Here is a 21,360-nt window from a genome sequence, read left to right on the forward strand (position 1 = left end):
AATATTAATATAAACTTTCAAATATATTTTTACACCATTTGCGGTGCGGAGGGCTTTTCCCTACTGGGTATATGACAGTCGGATATTAAGCCTTGCCTGCAATGAAAAAGAAGCCCAGGAAGTTTTTACATCTTTTACGAAAATACCAGAAAGAGCAAACCACTCCCGAGCAAACCAGGATGATGGATATCTGGTATGACTCCATCGATTACGATCAGAAGCAGAGTGCGCTGGATGCGGATCCGGGCATTGAGCACGAAATTTGGGACCGGATCGGACAAAAACGTCTGGACCAGCCGGAGGCCGGAAGGCGTCGCCTGCTTTGGCGGCCGGCCTACCTGTTCAGGGGTGCTGCCGCGGCGGTAATTTTGCTGCTCGCTACATTTTTGATTTATAACAATCGTTCTGCCGACAAACCTGTGATCGCAGGGATTGCCGCCGAGGCTATCGCGCATTTAAATACAGTTACCAACGACCGCGATACATCCCTGACCATCGCCCTTTCGGACGGAAGCAAATGCCGGTTGGCCGCCGGTTCCTCGCTTTTTTATCCATCTGCTTTCGAAGACACCAGCAGGGTCGTGTATCTGAAAGGTGAGGGGTATTTTGAAGTGGAAAAAGATGCCGGAAGGCCATTCCTGGTGTATTCCGACAATATCGTAACGCGGGTGGTAGGCACGAGTTTTACGGTCAAAAAGCTCAAAGGAACAAGCAATATCGAAGTGGCGGTATATTCAGGGAAAGTCATTGTTGAGAAAACGAAGAAGCAAGTGGGGGAGGCCTCCGGCAAGTCGGTGCTGCTGACCCCGAACAAAAAAGTGACGTATCTGTCTCATGATGATAGTCTTGTGCCAGGCTTGATGGACGAACCGGCCCTGCTGCCCGATTACAGCAATGTGGATCTCACCGAAACATTCACGTTCAGGGAAGTGGCGGTTTCGGATATACTTGCATTGTTTGAAAAGGCTTACGGCGTCACATTCGTCGTAAGCTCGCCGGAAGTAAAAAATTGTATCGTCACGGCCGATATGTCGCAGGACGCCGGTTTGACTTCGAAACTCGAAATCCTATGCGCGGCAATTAACGCAGATTTCGAGGTCAGGGACAACCATATTGTAATCTCGGGCCCGGGATGCCGATGATAGCTGAAATAAGTTCAACCTAAATCACAAATATGAGACAATAACTATCAGACCCACCACCATCAAAAAGGCCGGAAAATGTTGGAGCATTTACCGGCCGTAAGTCCAGCTGTGCTCTTGAGCGATTGACAGTCAAGCAAGAGCCTGGTCTTTTTGTCAAACCTTCTTAAGTTTTAACGGTACAAAAAAATGAAAAAAGTATCTGGAATCATAGATCCTTTGTGGACTATTATGAAATTAACCGCCTTACAGCTCTTCCTGGCATTTCTGGCCGCGGCCGCGAGTTTCGCCCGCGAAGGCCGGGCGCAGGAGCTTTTGTATAAAAAAGTAAGTATTCAGGCTGAGCACAAGCCGATTAAGGAAATATTGACGACGCTCGAAGCAAAGGCAAACGTGAAGTTCGTATATAGCTTACAGTTACTTCCCGTCAACCGGCGCATTTCGATCGACGTCGAGAACAAGACGCTTGCCGAGACGCTGGACAAGATGTTTTCTCCCGACAACATTACGTATCAGACCATCAACAAGAAAATTGTGCTCAAACTTCTGCCGGCCGGCTCTTCGCTGGTCACCGATCCCCCCGGCGAGGATGCCTTTTCGGGCACCGGGCAAGTGGATGAAAAGCTGATCACGGGCAAGGTACTGGACGATAAAAATGCGGCATTGCCTGGCGTTAATATTGCCATTAAGGGAACCACGACGGGCACGATAACCGATGCCGACGGAAAATTTTCGCTGAAAGTGGCCGACGAAAATGCCGTGCTGGTGTTTTCTTATGTAGGCTATGTGAGTAAACAGGTCCAGCTACAACCCGGCCAGACAACGCTGGATGTTTTGCTGATCACCGATGAAAAGGCACTTTCCGAGGTTGTCGTGATTGGGTACGGTACTGCCAAAAAGAAGGACGTGACGGGCGCGGTTTCTACCATTTCGGCGCAGGCCTACAAGGACCAGCCCGTGGTTAATGCCTCGGCAGCCCTGCAGGGGAGAGTGCCGGGTGTTACCGTAGTAAACAATTCGGGGGCACCGGGCGGCGGGGTGAAAATCCGGGTAAGGGGTGCCAACTCGATCAATGCGAGCAATGATCCGCTGTATGTTGTGGACGGTGTAGCGCTTAGCAGCATCGGTATCCAGGAGCTGAATGTGAACGACATTGAATCGATGGATATCCTAAAAGATGCTTCTGCGACAGCCGTTTATGGGTCAAGAGGCGCGAATGGTGTGATCATCATTACCACAAAAAGTGGCAAGTCGGGCCCACCAAAAATAGAATACAATGGCTTTGCCAGCTTCAACAGGCCGATGAAATTATACAAGCTCATGGACGCAACCACCTATGCCAATGTGGCCAACGTGGTAGTTCCGGGCAGTTTTCCGGACCCCAATTCATATGCCGGCAAATCGACCGACTGGCAAGGGCTGATTTTCGATAATTCGGTAACACAGAGCCATCAACTGTCGGCCACCGGCGGTAGCGAAAGCACTAAGTATTATGTTTCAGGATTTTACATTGATCAACAGGGTTTGCTGATCAACAGCGGCCAGAAAAGGTTTGGTTTGCGTACCAATTTGAATTTCAAAATCAGCAGAAAGCTGAGCTTTGGCGTAAACCTGTACGCGGGCAGAATCAATTCATTGAACAATAACGATATAGGTTCCAAAGGAAACCCGGTTACATCCGCACTGACCTGGGCTCCCACTGAGCAGGTGTACGACAGCCCCGGAGTTTACAATCGCTTAGGGGTGTCACCCATCTGGGCAAACCCCTACATGACCATTAAAGAAAGACTGGGACAGAACTTTGCCAACGTGGGCGTATTTAATGGCATGCTGAAATATAATATCACCGACTGGCTTACGCTGAACATCAATGCCGGCCTTGATATGCGGACGTCGAGGGGCGCTTACCTGAACAATCAATGGGTGGGCTCCTCGATGGGTTCGGGGCAGAACTACGGAGAAAGCTATACGTTCCAGAACAACAATGTGCTTAACTTCCACAAGACATTTGGTAAGCACGACATCACGGCAACCGCGCTGATGGAATCCACTTCCAATACAAACAACGGGTTCGGTGCATCCGGTTCGGGGCTGGCCTCCACTTCCAACGGCTATAACAACCTTGGATTGAATGCCGCCCAGTCTATTTCCTCTTCTTATTTAAACTGGGCTTTGCTGTCCTATATGGGAAGGGTTGCGTACGATTATAACGACAAGTACCTGGTAACGGCCACTATCCGACGCGACGGCTCCTCCAAATTCCAGGGAAGTAATAAATGGAGCAATTTCCCGTCGTTCAGTGTCGGATGGAAGCTAAACAATGAACAGTTCATACAAAACCTGAACCTGTTCTCGCATCTTAAATTAAGGGCTGGATGGGGAGTAACCGGAAATCAGGCCATAGCGCCATATAGCACGCTCGGTTTGTTGAATCCCGCCATTTACTCTTATGGTACCGGCACTGTTTACCAGGGTTATACTTTGGGGAACCCGGCCAACCCGAACGTGAAATGGGAGACATCCGCGCAAACCAACGTCGGTTTGGAAATGGGCTTCTTCGGCGACAGGTTGAATATCACTGCCGAGTACTATAATAAAAACACAAAGGACTTGCTGCTGTTCAGCCGGGTGCCCGTGTACGACGGGGGCGGGAGCTTTTTACAAAATATTGGAAAGGTAAGAAACAAAGGTTTCGAATTGTTGGTAGAGGGCACACCAATATCGGGAAACGGCTTGACCTGGAATACCTCGGTAAACCTGTCGGTTAACAGAAACAAGGTGATCAGTATGGGGCAGGACAGCATGGTTGTCCGTAATGTCATCGGAGGCGGGTTGATCAGTAATAACATACAGGTAACCAAAGTGGGCCAGCCCTTGGGTGCTTTCTACCTGATTCCCTGGGCAGGCGTTCATCAGCAGGCCGACGGAGCCCTTGGTGCCCAGCCCGGAGACTATAAATATGTGGATGTAAGCGGAAACAACTCCATTGGGTTCGAGGACCGGGTTATTTCAGGCAGCGCGACCCCGACCTTGCAATGGGGCTTCAACAACAGTTTTAAGTATAAAGGATTTGAACTGAATGTTTTCGTACAGGGATCGCATGGGAATAAGATTTTCAATGCCACCTATGCGGGCACAGCTGTTCCGACAAGCGATGTCAAGTTTATTACCCTGGCCGACGCCGCCAACTACTGGACGCCTTCCAACCCAAGTTCCGAATGGGCAAACCCCGGCAGCAAAAACAAAGCCTGGGTAGAATCGACCCAGTTTTTGCAGAATGGAGGCTATGTGCGCCTGAAAAACGTGAGCATTTCGTATCAGCTTCCAGCCACTTTGCTGAAAGGTGTTTCGGCGAAGGTATACGCCAGCATTCAGAACTTCTATACGCTGACCAAGTATAAAGGCTACGATCCTGAGGCTACTTCTACCGAGTCGAACAGCGATGCCGACGCAGGTATTGACTTGGGAGCCTATCCTTCGCCGAAGACATTCACGGTAGGATTGCGTCTTGGCTTTTAATTGAGAAATCACCTTAAGATCGAAAATATTCTGAGATGAAAAAGATACTTATTTCACTAGGCGTTATTGTTTCGCTGGTTGCAACGTCGTGCAGCGACGACTTTCTGGCGGAAGATCCGAAAGGCAGTATTACTCCTGCCACTTTCTATAAAACCGGCAGCGACCTGAAAATGGCTTCCGCAGCCCTTGCCTTGCAGTTCAACGGAGCATTCAATCAAATGGCGGGCAACTACTATGGTGCCGATGATATTACTTCCAAAAGAGCTGGCAATAAAATTGACTTTTCGGATTTTGATACTTTCCGTGCGAATTCCTCGAATGGCAGGCTGACAAACTGGTGGCAGTACTTTTACGCTACGATTAAATCGGCCAATTCCATTATCCAGAATTACGAAAAAGCCAGCGAAGCTACCGACGCAGAAAAGAACAACACGGGAGGGCATGCCTACTTTATGAGGGCCATGGCTTATTTCTACCTGACCAGGAGCTGGGGGGAAGTGCCGATGCCAACCGAACCAACGATTGACAACGACAGGCCCAACGCCAAAGTACAGGACATCTATAACCTCGTTGTGGCCGATTTGTTGAAGGCCGAATCCATGCTGCCCGATCAATGGGACGGTGAAAGAAAGCAAAACGGCGTCAACATATTGCCCACAAGAGGCTCTGCAAAGGCACTTCTGGCCAATGTTTACCTGACTATGGCAGGTTGGCCCCTCAAACAAAACGACAAGTACGCACTCGCAGCGGCTAAGGCCAAAGAAGTGATCGACGGGAGTGCAACGTGGGGGTATAAACTGATGGCAAACTATGCCGATATATGGAAGATCGGTAACAAGTATAATGAAGAAGCTGTGTTTGCCTGCTATTTTAATAACGATATCCCTCAGTGGAGTTGGGAAAACGGGAATATGATCGGGCCCTTGCCTTTGGCCCCCGACTATGAAGAGGGTGGATGGGAAGATGGTTTCGGAGAAATCAGCTTTTACAACCGCTTCCCGGCAGGCCCCAGGAAGGATGCGACCTATCAGAAGGATTATTTCCTCAAAAATGATCCGAAGAAAGTTCTTACCTGGCAGCAAACTCTGCAAAAACACCCTTATTTCCTCAAATATCGCGACGACAACAGCTACAACTGGGCAACGCACAGCACGAACGACTGGTGGGGAAGCGCTACCACTTTTATTATCCGCTACCCCGAAGTATTGCTCACCTACGCAGAGGCGAAAGCGATGTCTTCGTCTGCCGACGCGACCGCGTATGACGCGATCAACCAGGTACGAAAGAGAGCGGGGCTTCCCGACCTGCAAAAAGGGTTGGGCGCAACCGCCTTCCGTGATAGCGTTGTGGCCGAAAGAGGATGGGAATTTGCAGTCGAAGCGGGTATTCGCTGGTTTGACCTGATGCGTACCGAAACTTTGGGTAAGGCCAATGCATTGCGCGACCCCGCCGAAGTGCCGCTGGTAAATAAGCCGGATGATGCGAGTCATGCTTATTACTGGAATCCGCTTCCCATTACCAAATAGTGCTTATCTGAGCAGTATTTTAAAACACGCCGGACACATTGCCGGACAAGGGTTTAGCATCGCTTCAAGGGCTGGCAAGTAATTTTGGCCAGCCCTTGAAGCATTTTGACAAACTACATCAGGATCGCATTCAAGAACCTTCCCGACCAAAAAGTATCGGGCTTTATCCATATCGGCGGACTGGCCGTGGGGACGACTCCGGGCCAGTCCGCTGAACGACAGCCCTGCCCGCTTCAACGATACTTTGCCTCTTTCTAACGATCATTTATTGTCCCTCGTGAAGGCAGCTTCTACTTTCGTTTGACTTTGATTTCAGGAGAAATCGAAGCTTAGACGAAACTTAACCAAAGCTGAAATCATGAAAACAGGCATCATCTTTTCTACAACCCTAGCGGCCCTGGGTATTGGCATCCTGCAAACCGGATGCGAAAGCAAGAAAAAGGCCGAAGCACAATACCACGCAGATTCTCTCCAAAGCGATAAGATTGCCTACGACACCGTTTACAAATCGGAAGAGATCGCCGAGCCAGTTCTGGCCGCATCGGAGAAGCATTTTAACACCGCCGTAAAGTACCTGGACGAGAAGGACTATCCAAAAGCCTCAGCCGAAATCAGTGAAGGTATTTCGGCCATTCGAAAGGAGGGAGCCCAGGACAAGGGAGCGCTGAAAGCCGAGTTCACCCAATCTGTCAATCATTTGCAGCAACTACAAAAGCAGGCAGAAAAGGGCAAGCTTACTTCGGCAGACCTCAAAAAAGGCTTCTGGCCCGCCGAGATGATGGTTACTCATTACAAGATAGAAGAATGGGAAAACATCCCCGAATTTGAAGTCAAATCCAACGACCATCTTAGGGCTGTGCTGGATGGCCTTGAAAGGAAAACGGCTGATACCGAGGCCTCTGCTAAACAGGAAGGCAAGCGGTTGATCGACGAGACCCGGACGCTGCTCAAAAAAACGGAACGCGGCGCCGATGCCGACGCGAAAAAAGCCCAGGCAGATTTAAAACAGCAGACCGCAAAGCTGAAAGCTTACATCCGGAAAAACATTTGACCATTAACATCATCCATATAAAGCCTCTAATCCCATGAAAACAAGCATCAATGCGCTCATGTTTGCCGCCCTACTTTCACTGGCAGGCTGTGCTTCGGTTAAGGTAGATCAGGTCGATTCGGCGCACCTGGCTGCCTATAAGAAATACGCCTGGGTAAAACCGGATGTAAAAACTTCGCAACTACCGTCTCTGTCCGGTTCCATTACCGAGGAGAACATCCGGACTGCGGTAAAAACTGAGTTTGCCAGGAAAGGGATCATCGAAGACGATCAAAACCCGGATCTGCTTTTGATGTATCACATTTATACTTCTGAGAAAACAGAGAATGTTCCCAATGCGCCAGTGTATCCCTACTACGGTTTTGGGTTTGGTCCGCGCGCCTACTACTTCCACGGACAGCTGATCCCAATAGCCTACTCGGGTTACTATAACCCCTGGAACACGGGTTATCACCAGGAACATTATACCGACGGAACGCTGATCATCGATGTAATTGATGCCAAAAACAACGAGCTGCTTTGGCGCGGATCCATGGAGAATCCTGTTAACGATGCCGCGGGCCTCAGCAAACAGTTTTCGAAAGAAGCAAGGGAAATCCTTGGGAAATACCCTGATGCGAAGTAAAAACTTCACTATTGAATGATGTAAACCCGGCAGGCTTGTCGGGTTTACATCATTCCGCTACCGACTGAAATGAGCTATATTGCAGGGTATTATTTCCCCTCCGTTACCTGCCTGATCACCCGCAGCCAGTTCAAGCCAAGGATCTTTTTGATTCGCTGGTCGGTGTACCCCAGCTTTTGTAATGCAATGGTTATCTGCGGGTAATCGCTGATGTCTTTGATCTCGCGCGGCAGTTCAGGGCCACCGTCCAGATCGGAACCCAGGGCAATGTGATCCTCCCCAACCAGTCTTACGCCATAGTCGATCACTTTCGCCAGTTGGTCAACGTGCATCCAATATTCGTCGGGGATGGTGCCATTGTAGGTAAATGGCAGCTCGCGTGCAAACTCCTTGTCCACTTCTTTGATCGTCTGCGTGGTAACCTGGGAGGTAAGAATCCGCGGTGTTTTCGGCTGGGGATCGGGTTGTACCCTGATCGGATTGTTAGCCTTTTGCCACGCCCAGTATTTCGGGTTGTTGAAGAGGCTGCCGAAATGAACCCCGATCACGCCCCCTTTTGCGGCAATGGCTTTTGCAGCTTCGTCGGAAATGCAGCGGGGATGGTCTACTATTTTGTAGAACCCGCCGTGACTGTAAATGACCGGGTGGCGGCTCGCCGCCACCGACTGGATTATGGCGTCATTCGATGCATGCGCGACATTGATCACCATCCCGAGATCGTTCATTTCTTTGACCACCGCCTTTCCGTGATCGTTAATGCCGCCCCAGGTATAGACGTCGTTACAGGCATCAATAAATGCGTTGGTGGTGCTGTGCGCGGTCAGCTGCATGGAGCGCAGGCCAAGCTTGTAAAGGGCACGCAGCAGGTCAAGGTCGCCATGAAGGTCATATCCTCCTTCCAGGTCGAGGAAAGCCGCCATTTTGCCTTTTTTGTTGATTCGTTCAATGTCGGAAGCCGTGAGCGCCAGCTCGATCATCGCATGGTTCTTTTTGATCTGATCCAATGCAAGGTTCACCACACGGAAAGTGTTTTTGGTCTCGAACCTTCCGGGATAGTAGTTTTCAGGCGTATAAACCGAAAAGAACATCGCATCCAGCCCGCCTTCCTTCGCCCTGGGCAGATCGACGGTCCCATCCGGATAGCGCTGGCCGATATCGGTTTTTAACACCAATTCACGGCTCATCACATGCGTATGCCCATCCATGACGAATGCGTTGCGGTGTAGGTCGGGCATGGGTTTTGGCGAAGCCAAGGGCATATTACTCCCTGCAAATGGAGCGGATAACATTGATTTTATTGGAAAAACACTTCCGGTTGCCGGCAGCAGTGCCAGGCTTTTAATAGCGTCTCTGCGTTTCATCGATCAATTAGTTCACTGATTTATTTATCGACCGGCGATCCAGTCGGCGACCCATTCATTTATCGCCCGGCGACCCGGTCAATCATCGCCCGGCGACCCGGTCCAAATTCATTCCGCAAACCCCCTCATGTAAGGCACATTCGGCGGCCGCTCTCCCTTGTTAAATTGCGCGGCCCGCGTGGATCGGTAAGTCATGTTCATGAAAGGAGTTTCAATCCGGCGTCCGACAGGGGAGTAGACCCCGTTCAGCCAGTTGGATTCCATATTGAATGCCGTAATCCCTGTCGATAAAAGTAGTCGCTCCGCATTGAATGGTTCTTTTTTGGTGACCATCGTCTCGACGATCCAGTGTGGCTGGGAGTTGGAGGCGTGGTATTGGGAAAAAGGCCCCGGCCATTCGAGCATCGAAATGATCGTCGGCTCTTTACGCGCTTCAATCTCTGCGGCGTAAGTCCAGCCGACATCCCTGGCATTGTATATGGCTGCTTTCGTGCCGTCGTTGTATTCGACGATGCAGACATTAGCTCTTTCGAGCTCCTGAAAATGTCCGGGTTTGAGATTCAAACTCGCGCGAACAGATTCAAGGAGCTTTGCCGCCCATGGATTTTTTTCGGTCCATTTCCAGGTTTCCGGTCCGCGTATGCACTGTACCGATTTTACGCCCGTCTCGCCACCTTTCCGACGTTCTACAAAGGCCTGCAACACATCGACGCAATGGAAAAGTGCGCCCTCGTCCGGCGCGCCGCCCAGCATGACCGACGCTTTGATGGGCGTATCGATATCAATTTCAATGTCGGGCTTTCGGTAATGTACAGGGATAGAAGATCCGCCGGTCAAAGGAAAGTTTAGCTCGCGGGACTTGTCGAACATCCATTTGGCTTCATCCCAGCTGTAAGAGAGGTGCTTGTCGTTAAAGACTGGTACCGATCGCTTACTTTGCTCGAAAACCCTGATCACCTTTTCGTACATCCACCAGCGTGGCAGCATCCATTGTCCTTTGAGGTTGGTAGGATAGTCGCCGTGTTCGCCGACGATTACCACGCCATCCACCGCAAGTTCCTTCCCACCTAATGTAACTGCTTCACCGACGGTTTTGAAGATCGGAATGTTTTTGGATTTGCAAACTTTCTGGCCCAGCAAGCTTGTCTCCAACTGATGGATGTAGACTGAAACGATGTCGATCCGGGAAGGCGTGTGAGCCCCCTGCCACCAGTAGCCGTCCATCAGCTTGGCGATGATCCAGTCGGCGTGCGATCTGGTGGCACCCCAGTATGTGACGAGGCAAGCGATACGAGGCCTTTGCTGGGCCTCCCTGGGTGTAGCCCCGGCGGAAATGCCGCTTATGGCCGTCAAACCGGCCATACCGGCTAATCCGAGCATTTCACGCCTGCTCAGGAGTAGAGGCGAGGCTTCCGCCCTTAGCGCAGGTTCGGTTGGTTTCTTGATCATCATATTAAAGTTGCGGTGTTTAGGAAATATCTTAAAGAGCCGAAAAACCGCTCCCAATACCCTAAAAGCGCAAAAAAATAGAGTGCTGGCCGATAGTGCTCCCGCTATTAGGGGCGTAGTTCGATACAACCCAACCAAGCGGGGCAGTCTGTTTGATCAGGACGACGGCGGTGATACATTTGCAAAAAAGTTCGCAGGAGACAACTGGCGGCAATCCGCTGGTGGTTTTGTACACCAAAGAGCTGAAAGGTGTGAAGGATAAAGTCATCGCGGCCGGAGGAACCATAACCGTCGATATTTTCTCCTTCCCCGGCGGCAGAAGATTTCATTTTTCCGATCCGGACGGCAATGTGCTGGCAGTCCGGGGTGAATAGGGTCATTCAAGAAAAAATATAAAAAAAAGCTTGAATATTAGCTTTTCATTGAATTGGTAAATATATTTATGTTAACCAAAATTTATAGCTGATCTGCTAAGACAATGAGCTAATTATGGGGAAAGTCAGAAATATTCTAGAAACAAAGAAAACAGGACCAGTGTCTATTCGGCCGGACAACACTGTTTTCGAAGCTTTGGAACTGATGGCTGAAAAAAACATCGGCGCGTTGCTGGTAATGGAGCGGCAGCAAGTCGTTGGAATCTTCACAGAAAGGGATTATGCACGGAAAGTTATCCTGAGAGGTAAGGCCTCTAAAGATTTATTGGTGGGGGAAATCATGACAAGTAACCCCCTGACGGTATCCTCGGATACATCTATTGAAGACTGCATGGCTTGCATGACCGACAAATTTATCAGGCATCTTCCTGTTATCGACGACGAAAGGCTCACGGGCATCATTTCCATTGGAGACGTGGTAAAGTACATCATCGAAGATCAGGAGTACATTATAGGTAACCTGAAACATTACATCACGGGCATTTAAGCATTTTCTTCATTTCCATCATCTTACCATTTTTTCACGCCAATCTGAGAGAATACAGTTCCGTTACTGTTCCCGTTTTCTAAATTGGATTGCTTATGGATCGTTTAAATGCGTCTGGCACGCCAGGATGGCCGTTTTGGCTATATACTTTACTGGTTTTTGCTTTATTGACACTGATTATTTCGCTTTCTTACTTTCTCGGTCAACGTCACCGCACAGCGGCGTCCGAACAGCCCTACGAATCGGGAATACTCGAAACGGGCTCGGCAAGGCTGCGGTTTTCTGCGCAGTTCTATCTGATCGCGATGATGTTTGTCATTTTTGATATCGAGGTGGTATTTATCGTGCTGTGGGCTCTGGCATTCCGTGAACTCGGGTGGCCAGGGTACCTCGGCATTTGTGTTTTTATAGGGTTGCTGTTTGCCGTGCTGATCTACGAATGGAGTATCGGCGCGTTGAACTTCGGACCCGACGGAAAGAAGATCCTCAAAGCTTACCGTAAACTGCCCAAAGGGCAAGCATACCATGAACTGGTGGCTAAGTAAACCATCCGATCCCACGGCAGCAACGCAGGGAACAGGATCATTCGAAGAAGCTGTGGGGCAGAGCGTGATGCTCACGACCGTTCAGGATCTGCTTGCGTGGGGACGACGGAACTCGATGTGGCCGTTCCATTTCGGCCTCTCTTGCTGTTTTGTAGAAATGGCGACCAGCATCACGAGCAAATATGATGTGGCAAGATTTGGCGCCGAAGTAATCCGCGGAACGCCCCGCGAAGCCGATGTGATGGTGATCGCAGGGACTGTTTTCGTGAAAATGGCACCGATCATCAAAAGGCTTCACGAGCAGATGATGGAGCCCAAATGGGTCATTTCAATGGGCTCGTGCTCCAATTCCGGGGGGATGTACGATATCTACAGTGTTGTTCAGGGGGTAGATAAATTTCTTCCCGTGGATGTATATGTACCGGGCTGCCCGCCGCGGCCGGACGCGTTTATGCAAGGGCTCATGCTGCTATCCGAATCGGTAGGGAAGGAGCAGAGACCGTTGAGCTGGGCAATTGGCCCCCAGGGTGTTATCAGGCCGGAAAAGCCTGTAATGCGGGTGGAGAAGCGAGAGGAGAGAAAGAAGATCGTTGATTTTCGTACGCCTGACACTGTTTGACATGGATGAAATAGATTCCGGTCTCGAAGGTGAGCTGAGGGCCGCATTGGGCGAATCAGCATTTAAAATACAAATTAATACAGACGGAGTAACCACGCTGCTCGTGAAGAAAGAGCAGGTAGTGGCATTGCTGACGCACCTGAAAACGAGGGTGCCCCGTCCTTACGAGATGCTCTTTGACCTCAGTGCCATTGATGAGCGCAGCAGGACAAAGGCAGCACTGAATGGGGCTGTAACACCGGATTTTACGGTGGTGTACCATTTGCTTTCGTTCGGGCGCAACAGGTTCATCCGCATTAAAGTAGCATTGCATGGAGAGTATCCATCCATTCCATCCATTTGTTCCCTTTGGAAAAATGCAAACTGGTATGAAAGGGAGGTCTTCGATATGTTCGGAATCCGGTTTGAAGGCCATCCGCACCTGAGACGTATATTGATGCCGTTAACTTGGACCGGCCATCCTTTAAGAAAAGAGCACCCCGCCCGTGCGACCGAAATGGGCCCCTTCCGGCTTTGGGAAGAAAAACAGGACCGCGAGCAGGAGGCATTGCAATTCAACCCGGAAGAATGGGGATTGAAAAGACATAGCGCCGATGCCGATTTTATGTTCCTCAACCTCGGGCCGCAGCACCCGGGTACGCACGGCGTGCTCCGTATTATCTTGCAGCTTGACGGCGAAGACATCGTCGATGCAGTACCAGACATCGGTTTCCATCATCGTGGGGCCGAAAAAATGGGCGAACGACAGTCCTGGCACACGTACATCCCTTACACCGACCGGGTCGATTACCTGGGCGGTGTGATGAACAACCTGGCTTATCTGTTGGCGGTGGAAAAGCTAGCGGGGATCCGGGTACCGGCACGCGTGGAGGTGATACGGGTGATGTTATGCGAGCTTTTCCGCATTGCCAGTCATTTGGTATGGTACGGTACTTTTGCCCAGGATCTGGGTCAGCTCTCGCCGGTATTCTATATGTTCACCGACCGGGAAAAGATATTTGATATCATCGAAGCCATTTGCGGGGCCAGGATGCACCCCAACTGGTTCCGTATCGGCGGCGTAGCCCAGGATTTACCTGCCGGCTGGGACAAGCTGGTGCGTGATTTTGTAAATTATTTCCCCAAACGGCTCCGGGAATACGACCAGATGGTGATCCGCAACAGCATTTTTCAGGCGCGGACAGTAGGCATTGGCATATACACACTCGAAGAAGCGATTGAATGGGGCGTCACAGGTCCGGGACTGCGAGCTTGCGGTTTTGAATGGGATTTCAGGAAGAAACAGCCCTATTCGGGCTACGAAAACTTTGATTTCGAAATTCCGGTCATGCAAAACGGCGATTGTTTCGACCGGGCTTTGATACGCGTCGAAGAAATGCGCCAGAGCCTGCGCATTATCGAACAATGCCTGAACAATATGCCGGAGGGACCTTACAAATCGGACCACCCGCTTACGACGCCACCCATCAAGAAAAATACAATGCAGGACATCGAGACGCTCATTACCCATTTCCTCAACGTAAGCTGGGGCCCGGTGATTCCTGCCGGTGAGGCCATGAGTTGTATAGAAGCCACAAAGGGCGCGAATAGTTATTACCTGACCAGCGACGGGAGCACGTCGGCATACCGGGTGAGGATCCGGACCCCGTCATTCCCGCACATGCAAATGCTTCCGTATATCAGTAAGGGTTACACGGTGGCCGACTTGCTGTCCATTCTCGGCAGTATCGATTATGTTTTGGCTGATATAGACCGATAATCAACAAACAATTTTGTCATGATCGCCCAGGAGACACTCACACCCGAAGAAATGGAGGAGATTGACCACGAGATCGCACTGGTGCCTGTGCGGCGGGCGGCGGCTATCGAAGCCCTGAAAATCGTGCAGCAGCACCGGGGATGGATCTCCGACGACAGCCTGCATGCGATAGCCGGTTACCTTGAAATGTCGCCGGAGGAACTCGATAGCGTAGCTACATTTTATAACCTCGTTTTCCGAAAACCGGTTGGAAGAAATGTTATTCTCTTATGTGACAGCATTAGCTGCTATGTAATGGGGTATGAAAAGATATACGGGCAGCTCCGGGAACGGTTAGGCATCAGCTTCGGGCAAACAACGTCCGACGGGCGGTTTACGCTCCTGCCCAATGCCTGTCTGGGCACCTGTGACCACGCCCCGGCGCTGATGATCAACAACGAACTGTTTCGCGACGTGACGGCGAACGACCTGGACGAAATACTGGACAGATACCACTGACGATATGGAAACGCCTCTTACCCAACATATCAGCTTCGACCGCCCCTGCTACAATCTCCGCGATTACGAAAAAAACGGAGGGTATCAGGCGTTGCGGAAAGCGCTCTCGCTGTCGCCCGAAAACATCACGAACATCGTGCAGGCATCGGATCTGAAAGGCAGGGGAGGGGCGGGCTTTAACACGGGTATGAAATGGAGCTTCGTTCCGATGAACGGGCATCACCCGGTGAAATACCTGATTGCGAATGCCGACGAAATGGAGCCGGGTACATTCAAAGACCGTATGCTGATGGAGGGTAACCCGCATCAGCTGATCGAGGGCATGATTATCTCGGCATTCGCCATTCAGGCCAACATATCTTACATCTTTCTGCGGTGGGCTTATAAAAAAGCCGGCCGGCTGCTTAAACACGCCATGGATGAGGCCTATGCGGCGGGTTATCTGGGCAAAAATATTCTTGGCACGGGTTATAATCTGGAAATGTACCTGCACACCGGCGTGGGGCGCTACATCTGCGGCGAAGAAACTGCGTTGCTCAATGCATTGGAAGGAAAGCGGGCCACGCCCAGAGCCAAACCTCCCTTTCCCCAGGTGAGCGGATTGTTTGGTAAGCCCACCATTGTCAACAATGTCGAAACGCTTTGCAATATCCCGCACATTATCAATAACGGACCCGAGTGGTTCAAAAGCCTGGGAAAAGGGAATGATGCCGGAACGAAGATTTACGGGGTCAGCGGAAGGGTCAGAAAGCCGGGTCTCTGGGAGCTGCCGATGGGCGTTTCCATGCGGGAACTGATCGAGGACTGCGCCGGGGGAATGGCCAATGGATACGCTTTCAGGGGCGCATTGCCCGGAGGCGCTTCCACCGACTTTCTGGTGCAGGAACATATGGACATCAAACTCGACTACAAGTCCGTTGCCGCTGCCGGAAGCAGACTGGGCACCGGTACGATGATCGTCCTCGACGACCATACCTGCCCTGTCGGATTTGTCCATAATCTCGAACATTTCTTTGCCCAGGAATCGTGCGGATGGTGTACGCCTTGCCGCGAGGGGCTGCCTTGGACGGAGAAAATACTGCTTTCCATGGAGCGCGGCGAAGGCCGGCCGGAAGACTTGCAGTTGCTTGAAATGCATACGCGGTATTTAGGACCGGGTAACACGTTCTGCGCGCTCGCGCCCGGTGCAATGGAGCCGCTGCAAAGCGCACTGAAATATTTCAGAGAGGATTTTGAAAAGCACATCGATCAAAAAAAATGCCCCTGGCGGTAAATTATCATGGTACGCATTTATATCGACCAGAAGCCTTATGACGTAAAGCCGGGTAAAAACCTGCTCGAAACGTGCCTCGCGCTGGGGCTCGATCTGCCTTACTTTTGCTGGCACCCGGCAATGGGATCGGTAGGATCGTGCCGCCAATGCGCTGTCAAACTTTTCAAGGACGAAAATGACGCGACAGGCCGCCTCGTGATGGCGTGCATGGAAGGCGTACGGGATAATATATACCTGTCTTTGACCGATGCCACCGCACACGATTTCCGTTCGCAGAATATCGAATGGCTGATGAGCAACCACCCGCACGACTGCGCGGTGTGCGACGAGGGCGGTTCCTGCCATTTACAGGACATGACCGTCATGACGGGCCACGCTTACCGCCGTTTCAGGTTTCCGAAAAGAACTTATCAAAACCAGTATCTGGGGCCGTTCCTCCACCATGAGATGAACCGCTGTATCCAGTGCTACCGTTGCGTAAGGTTTTACAAGGATTATGCGGGGGGAAAAGACCTGGATGTGTTCGCGGCCCACAACCATGTGTATTTCGGAAGGGAAAAGGATGGTATTCTTGAAAACGAATTCAGCGGAAACCTGGCCGAGGTTTGTCCGACCGGCGTCTTTACGGATAAAAGCCTGAGGGAGCATTATACCCGGAAATGGGATATGACAATGGCCCCTTCGGTTTGCCAGCATTGCAGTTTGGGCTGTAACATCATCGCGGGCGAACGGTATGGGGAGCTCCGTCAAATCACCAACCGGTTCAATGGCGCCGTAAATGGCTATTTTATCTGCGACCGGGGTCGGTATGGCTACGAGTTTGTGAATGATCCGGGCAGGGTGAGACAGCCTGTCGTTCGCGCGGAAAATAATGAGAAAAACCTGTTCGAGAGTCTCAATGCGATCCTGGTAGAAGGCAGGATGATTGGCGTTGGCTCCCCCAGGGCCACGTTAGAGGCCAATTTCGCTTTGCGCCGTCTGGTCGGGGAAGAGCAGTTTTACCAGGGCATCCCCGAAAACGAAGCGCGGATGCTCAACAAGATACTTGCGATACAACATAGTGGGCACGTTTATACGCCATCGTTAAAGGAAACAGAACATGCCGATGTGATTCTGGTGTTGGGCGAAGACCCGACCAATTCGGCACCGCGGCTTGCACTGGCATTACGGCAGGCGGTGCGCACCAAACCTTTGGAAAACATCTCGGGCTCCAACATCCCGCTCTGGCATGATGCCGCCGTCCGGGAACTGGTCCAGGATGATAAGGGAGAACTTTTTATGGCCTATCCGGTGCATACCAAGCTCGACGAACTTGCATCCGGTTCGCTTCATGCAGCCCCGGAAGATATTGCACGTTTCGGCTTTGCAATTGCCCACTACATTGATACAAATACCCCCCGGCCGGAAGGCATGGATGCGCAAACATTGGAATCGGCCAGGCATATGGCGGGATTTTTGCAAAAAGCGGAGAGACCTCTCATTGTGTCGGGTATGACGCTTTTCGATGTAGACATTATCCAGGCGGCTTATCAGATCGGCCGGGCGCTGGAAACAGCTCAGAGGAAAGCCGGGCTATGTTTTGTAGTTCCCGAATGCAATTCCACAGGGCTGGCCATGATGCAGGCCCCCTCGCTGACCGCGGCGATGAAAGCTGCGGAAACCGGTAATTTCGCTACCGCTGTGATTTTGGAAAATGATCTGTACCGCCATGGAGAGCGGTTGGAGGTCGATCAGTTTTTAAGCACATTTAAAAATATTATCGTACTGGATCACCTCGCACACGACACTGTCCGCAAAGCGACCGTGTTGCTGCCTGCCGCCACTTTCGCTGAGGGAGAGGGGACACTCGTTAACAATGAGGGGCGTGCACAGCGCTTTTTTCAGGTTTTTATGCCCAAAAACGAAAATATCCGGGAAAGCTGGCGGTGGCTCGATGAGTTCAGGCAATTTCAGAACGGCGCGATGCCCAACGAGTTACGGGAGCTGGACAACCTGCTCGAAGAGTTGGTTGCTGCGATGCCCCAATTCAAAGGAATCGAGCGCGCCGCGCCACCATCCGATTTCCGGATCAACGGCCAACGTATCCCCCGGGAACCGCACAGGTTCAGTGGCCGTACCGCCATATTGGCCAATGTGGCTGTGAGTGAACCCAAGCCACCCGAAGACGTGGATTCACCGCTTTCTTTTACCATGGAAGGTTACCGGGGCATGCCGCCTGCGCCTCTGATCCCGTTCTATTGGTCGCCCGGATGGAATTCCGGCCAGTCGGTTCACAAATACCAGACAGAAACCGGCGGATCGCTGCGCGGCGGGGATCCGGGCGTGCGCTTATCGGGCGAGGGCTTGCATTTTGAAAATGGTTTTCAGGAACATGTTCCGCCCGCATTCGAACGACAGCCGGATGAAATGACACTGGTGCCCTTACCGCACATTTACGGTTCCGATGAGCTCAGCGTGCGCTCTCCGTCGGTGGAAAGCCGCATTCCGCATCCTTACATTGCCATGAACAGCCTGGATGCGGAACGCATGCAAACGATGGAGGGCGATGTGTTACAAGTACAGATAGGTGGGGAGCTCTACGAGCTTACGGTTGTCCGGAAAGACGAAATACCGGAAGGACTGGCAGGGCTACCGTATAACCTGCCCTCGACATCGGGCATCGCATGGCCTGCGAAAGGCGTCCTAACCAAAGCATTGTTATGAATGAGATCCTGAAATATACCTTGATGATCGTCATCATCCTGTTTACGCTGACAACGATCGCCGCCTGGCTGATCTGGCTGGAACGTCGTATGCTGGCGCTATGGCAGGATCGCTACGGTCCCAACCGGGCCGGGCCTTTCGGCTTGTTCATCGTCGTGGCCGACACGATCAAGCTGTTTTTTAAGGAAGACTGGATACCGCCGTTTGCCGAGAAGGCTGTTTTCGTTTTTGCGCCCGCGATCGTGGCGGCGGCTGTATTGCTGAGTTTTGTGGTGGTGCCTTTCGCTCCGGACATATTGGTGGCTGATCTGGACATAGGATTGTTATTTTTCCTAGCCATGTCGTCCCTCGGTGTATATAGTATCGTATTGGGCGGATGGGCTTCCAACAACAAGTATTCACTGCTGGGTGCACTGCGCGGCGCTTCCCAGATGATCAGCTACGAAGTTTTTATGGGACTTTCTCTGATGGGTGTGGTGATGCTTTCGGGCTCATTCCGGCTGACGGATATTGTAATGGCACAAAAGGATCTCTGGTTTGTGGTGACGCAGCCCGTTGCTTTTGTACTTTTTCTGACAGCCGGAATAGCCGAAACGCACAGGTTACCTTTCGACATTCCCGAAGCGGAAAGCGAGTTGGTAGCAGGCTTCCACTCCGAGTATTCGGGCATGAAGTTCGGTATGTTCTTTATTGGGGAATATCTCGGGATCATCCTGATCTCCGCGATGGTGGTGACCATTTTCTTTGGAGGATGGCTGGGGCCATTTTTGCCTCCTGTCGTTTGGTTTACACTCAAAACGTTTGTTTTTATTGTGTTCTTCATTCTGTTGCGCGCTTCGCTTCCACGCCCACGGTACGATCAGCTGATGGAATATGGCTGGAAAATCATCCTGCCCATAGCCCTGCTCAACCTGCTCGTCACCGGTGCTTTTACCTTATTGAAAAACTAACCATTAACCCGACGCGCCCATGATCAGCTTACTCAGATCGATTGGCCTCACTTTCCTGCATATGTTCAGGAAACGGGAGACTATCCAATACCCCGAAGAAAAAATAGTGCTTCACCCGCGCTGGCGGGGGCGGATCGTGCTCACGCGTGACCCCGACGGGGGTGAGCGCTGCGTTGGCTGTTACCTCTGCGCCGCTGCCTGCCCGGTCGACTGCATTTCGCTGCAAGCGACGGAGGACGAGAATGGAAGAAGGTATCCCGCTTTTTTCAGGATCAATTTTTCAAGATGCATTTTCTGCGGGTACTGTGAGGAAGCATGCCCTACGTACGCTATCCAGCTCACCCCCGATTTTGAAATGGGTGAATACAACCGCCAGAATCTGGTGTATGAAAAAGAGGACCTTTTGATCGACAGCCAGGGGAAATACCCTGGTTATAACTATTACAAAGTGGCAGGGCTGGCCGCCGGTGTGAAGGGAAAAGGAGAAGGTGAGAACGAAGAGCCGCCCGTGGACATACGCAGTTTAATCCCGTAAACTATGGAAATCGCCTTTTACATTGCCGGTGCTGTCGCTATTGTGGCCACTTTAATGGTGATCACGCGGCATAATCCCGTTCATGCACTGCTGTATCTGAATGTATCGCTGCTGGCGCATGCTATGCTTTTTTACTTGCTGGGCGCATCGTTTGCGGCATTGCTGGAAATCATCATTTACGCGGGGGCGATCATGGTGCTTTTCATTTTTGTGGTCATGCTGCTGAACCTGGGGAAAGAGACGGCCGAGCAGGAACGTAAATGGCTGAAATTGAAAGTCTGGGCAGGGCCTACGATGCTGGCTGCGATCCTGTTTGCCGAATTTCTGGCATTGGTGCTTTCATCGCGGCAAAGTACGTACAGTCCGGCTGTCGTAAGCCCCCGCGAAGTGGCTGTTTCATTGTTCCGGGAATACCTGATCGGCGTTGAGCTGGCGGCTATGTTGCTGATGGCCGCAGTGGTGGGTGCTGCACACATCGGTCGCCACAAAAAGCTGGTATTACATCGGTTTTTAAAGGAAGAAAAAGAGAGGGAAGAAGAGAAACAAGAAGAAATGGTGCTATGAAAACATCTGTTTCCGCAGAAGTAGTGGTACTGCTGGCCGGTCTCCTGTTCGCATTGGGGATCGTCGGGGTGATCATTCGTAAGAATATCGTTTTCATGCTGTTGTCGGTCGAGATCATGCTCAATGCATCCGGTCTGGCATTTGTGGCCGCTGGCTCCCGGTGGGGGCAGCCGGACGGCCAGGTGATGTTTGTTTTCATCCTGGCCATGGCCGCCGCGGAGGTTTCGATCGGTCTGGCACTGATCCTGCAAATCTATCACCAGCACAAATCCCTGGATATAGATAATCTGAAAGAAATGAATGGGTAACAACCCGCAAAC

General features: G+C 51.3%; 20 protein-coding genes. 18 read left to right on the forward strand and 2 right to left on the reverse strand.

Annotated elements, in window-relative coordinates:
• The first annotated feature begins 101 nt into the window (after positions 1-101).
• The 6 genes from IEY24_RS05295 (at position 102) to IEY24_RS05320 (ending at position 7,863) form a co-directional block, all read left to right on the forward strand.
• Entirely contained in the window at positions 102-1,142 is a 1,041-nt protein-coding gene (locus IEY24_RS05295) for a FecR family protein (RefSeq protein ID WP_188929381.1), read from the forward strand.
• Positions 1,143-1,331: 189 nt separating this feature from the next.
• Entirely contained in the window at positions 1,332-4,661 is a 3,330-nt protein-coding gene (locus IEY24_RS05300; protein ID WP_188929383.1) for a TonB-dependent receptor, read from the forward strand.
• A 35-nt stretch (positions 4,662-4,696) separates the two neighbouring features.
• Positions 4,697-6,187 (forward strand): RagB/SusD family nutrient uptake outer membrane protein, encoded by a 1,491-nt coding sequence (locus IEY24_RS05305; protein ID WP_188929385.1) that lies wholly within the window; start codon positions 4,697-4,699, stop codon positions 6,185-6,187.
• A 105-nt stretch (positions 6,188-6,292) separates the two neighbouring features.
• A complete protein-coding gene (locus IEY24_RS05310; RefSeq protein WP_188929387.1) occupies positions 6,293-6,445 on the forward strand; it encodes a hypothetical protein in 153 nt (50 codons plus the stop codon).
• 100 nt (positions 6,446-6,545) lie between these two features.
• Positions 6,546-7,238, forward strand: coding sequence for a hypothetical protein (locus IEY24_RS05315; RefSeq protein WP_188929389.1), 693 nt, complete (start codon positions 6,546-6,548; stop codon positions 7,236-7,238).
• 34 nt (positions 7,239-7,272) lie between these two features.
• Positions 7,273-7,863, forward strand: coding sequence for a DUF4136 domain-containing protein (locus tag IEY24_RS05320; RefSeq protein WP_188929391.1), 591 nt, complete (start codon positions 7,273-7,275; stop codon positions 7,861-7,863).
• A gap of 89 nt (positions 7,864-7,952) precedes the next feature.
• Here the strand turns inward: IEY24_RS05320 and IEY24_RS05325 are convergent, their stop codons facing one another.
• Both IEY24_RS05325 and IEY24_RS05330 read right to left on the reverse strand, forming a co-directional pair.
• Positions 7,953-9,098, reverse strand: a complete 1,146-nt coding sequence (locus IEY24_RS05325) for a dipeptidase (RefSeq protein WP_229221411.1) — start codon at positions 9,096-9,098, stop codon at positions 7,953-7,955.
• Positions 9,099-9,332: 234 nt separating this feature from the next.
• Positions 9,333-10,676 (reverse strand): hypothetical protein, encoded by a 1,344-nt coding sequence (locus tag IEY24_RS05330; protein ID WP_229221413.1) that lies wholly within the window; start codon positions 10,674-10,676, stop codon positions 9,333-9,335.
• A 149-nt stretch (positions 10,677-10,825) separates the two neighbouring features.
• Here IEY24_RS05330 and IEY24_RS05335 point away from each other — a divergent pair, with 149 nt between their 5' ends.
• The 12 genes from IEY24_RS05335 to nuoK all read left to right on the forward strand — a co-directional run bounded on the left by IEY24_RS05335 (position 10,826) and on the right by nuoK (position 21,348).
• Positions 10,826-11,047, forward strand: a complete 222-nt coding sequence (locus tag IEY24_RS05335; protein WP_188929395.1) for a VOC family protein — start codon at positions 10,826-10,828, stop codon at positions 11,045-11,047.
• 160 nt (positions 11,048-11,207) lie between these two features.
• Complete coding sequence (locus tag IEY24_RS05340) at positions 11,208-11,594, forward strand: CBS domain-containing protein (protein ID WP_308420563.1); 387 nt, start codon at positions 11,208-11,210, stop codon at positions 11,592-11,594.
• 95 nt (positions 11,595-11,689) lie between these two features.
• Positions 11,690-12,139: an NADH-quinone oxidoreductase subunit A gene (locus tag IEY24_RS05345; protein ID WP_188929401.1), complete on the forward strand. Its 450-nt coding sequence runs from the start codon at positions 11,690-11,692 to the stop codon at positions 12,137-12,139.
• A complete protein-coding gene (gene nuoB / locus IEY24_RS05350; RefSeq protein ID WP_188929403.1) occupies positions 12,120-12,758 on the forward strand; it encodes an NADH-quinone oxidoreductase subunit NuoB in 639 nt (212 codons plus the stop codon). Before IEY24_RS05345 ends, nuoB begins: the two co-directional genes overlap by 20 nt.
• Position 12,759: 1 nt before the next feature.
• Positions 12,760-14,517: an NADH-quinone oxidoreductase subunit C/D gene (nuoC, locus tag IEY24_RS05355; RefSeq protein WP_188929405.1), complete on the forward strand. Its 1,758-nt coding sequence runs from the start codon at positions 12,760-12,762 to the stop codon at positions 14,515-14,517.
• 18 nt (positions 14,518-14,535) lie between these two features.
• A complete protein-coding gene (gene nuoE / locus IEY24_RS05360) occupies positions 14,536-15,015 on the forward strand; it encodes an NADH-quinone oxidoreductase subunit NuoE (protein WP_188929407.1) in 480 nt (159 codons plus the stop codon).
• 4 nt (positions 15,016-15,019) lie between these two features.
• Entirely contained in the window at positions 15,020-16,288 is a 1,269-nt protein-coding gene (nuoF, locus tag IEY24_RS05365; protein WP_188929409.1) for an NADH-quinone oxidoreductase subunit NuoF, read from the forward strand.
• Between the two features lie 6 nt (positions 16,289-16,294).
• Positions 16,295-18,991, forward strand: coding sequence for an NADH-quinone oxidoreductase subunit NuoG (gene nuoG / locus IEY24_RS05370; RefSeq protein WP_188929411.1), 2,697 nt, complete (start codon positions 16,295-16,297; stop codon positions 18,989-18,991).
• The gene (nuoH, locus tag IEY24_RS05375) at positions 18,988-19,941 is read left to right on the forward strand and encodes an NADH-quinone oxidoreductase subunit NuoH (protein WP_188929413.1); all 954 of its coding nucleotides are present in this window, start codon (positions 18,988-18,990) and stop codon (positions 19,939-19,941) included. The genes nuoG and nuoH overlap by 4 nt, the downstream gene beginning before the upstream one ends.
• Positions 19,942-19,960: 19 nt before the next feature.
• Entirely contained in the window at positions 19,961-20,476 is a 516-nt protein-coding gene (gene nuoI / locus IEY24_RS05380; protein WP_188929415.1) for an NADH-quinone oxidoreductase subunit NuoI, read from the forward strand.
• Positions 20,477-20,479: 3 nt separating this feature from the next.
• Positions 20,480-21,040: an NADH-quinone oxidoreductase subunit J gene (gene nuoJ, locus IEY24_RS05385; protein ID WP_188929417.1), complete on the forward strand. Its 561-nt coding sequence runs from the start codon at positions 20,480-20,482 to the stop codon at positions 21,038-21,040.
• Positions 21,037-21,348 carry an NADH-quinone oxidoreductase subunit NuoK gene (gene nuoK, locus IEY24_RS05390; RefSeq protein ID WP_188929419.1) on the forward strand — a complete coding sequence of 104 codons (312 nt, stop codon included), beginning with the start codon at positions 21,037-21,039 and terminating at the stop codon, positions 21,346-21,348. Before nuoJ ends, nuoK begins: the two co-directional genes overlap by 4 nt.
• Positions 21,349-21,360: the final 12 nt, after the last annotated feature.

The sequence above is a fragment of the Dyadobacter endophyticus genome, assembly GCF_014641595.1.
GTDB classification, from domain to species: Bacteria; Bacteroidota; Bacteroidia; order Cytophagales; family Spirosomataceae; genus Dyadobacter; species Dyadobacter endophyticus.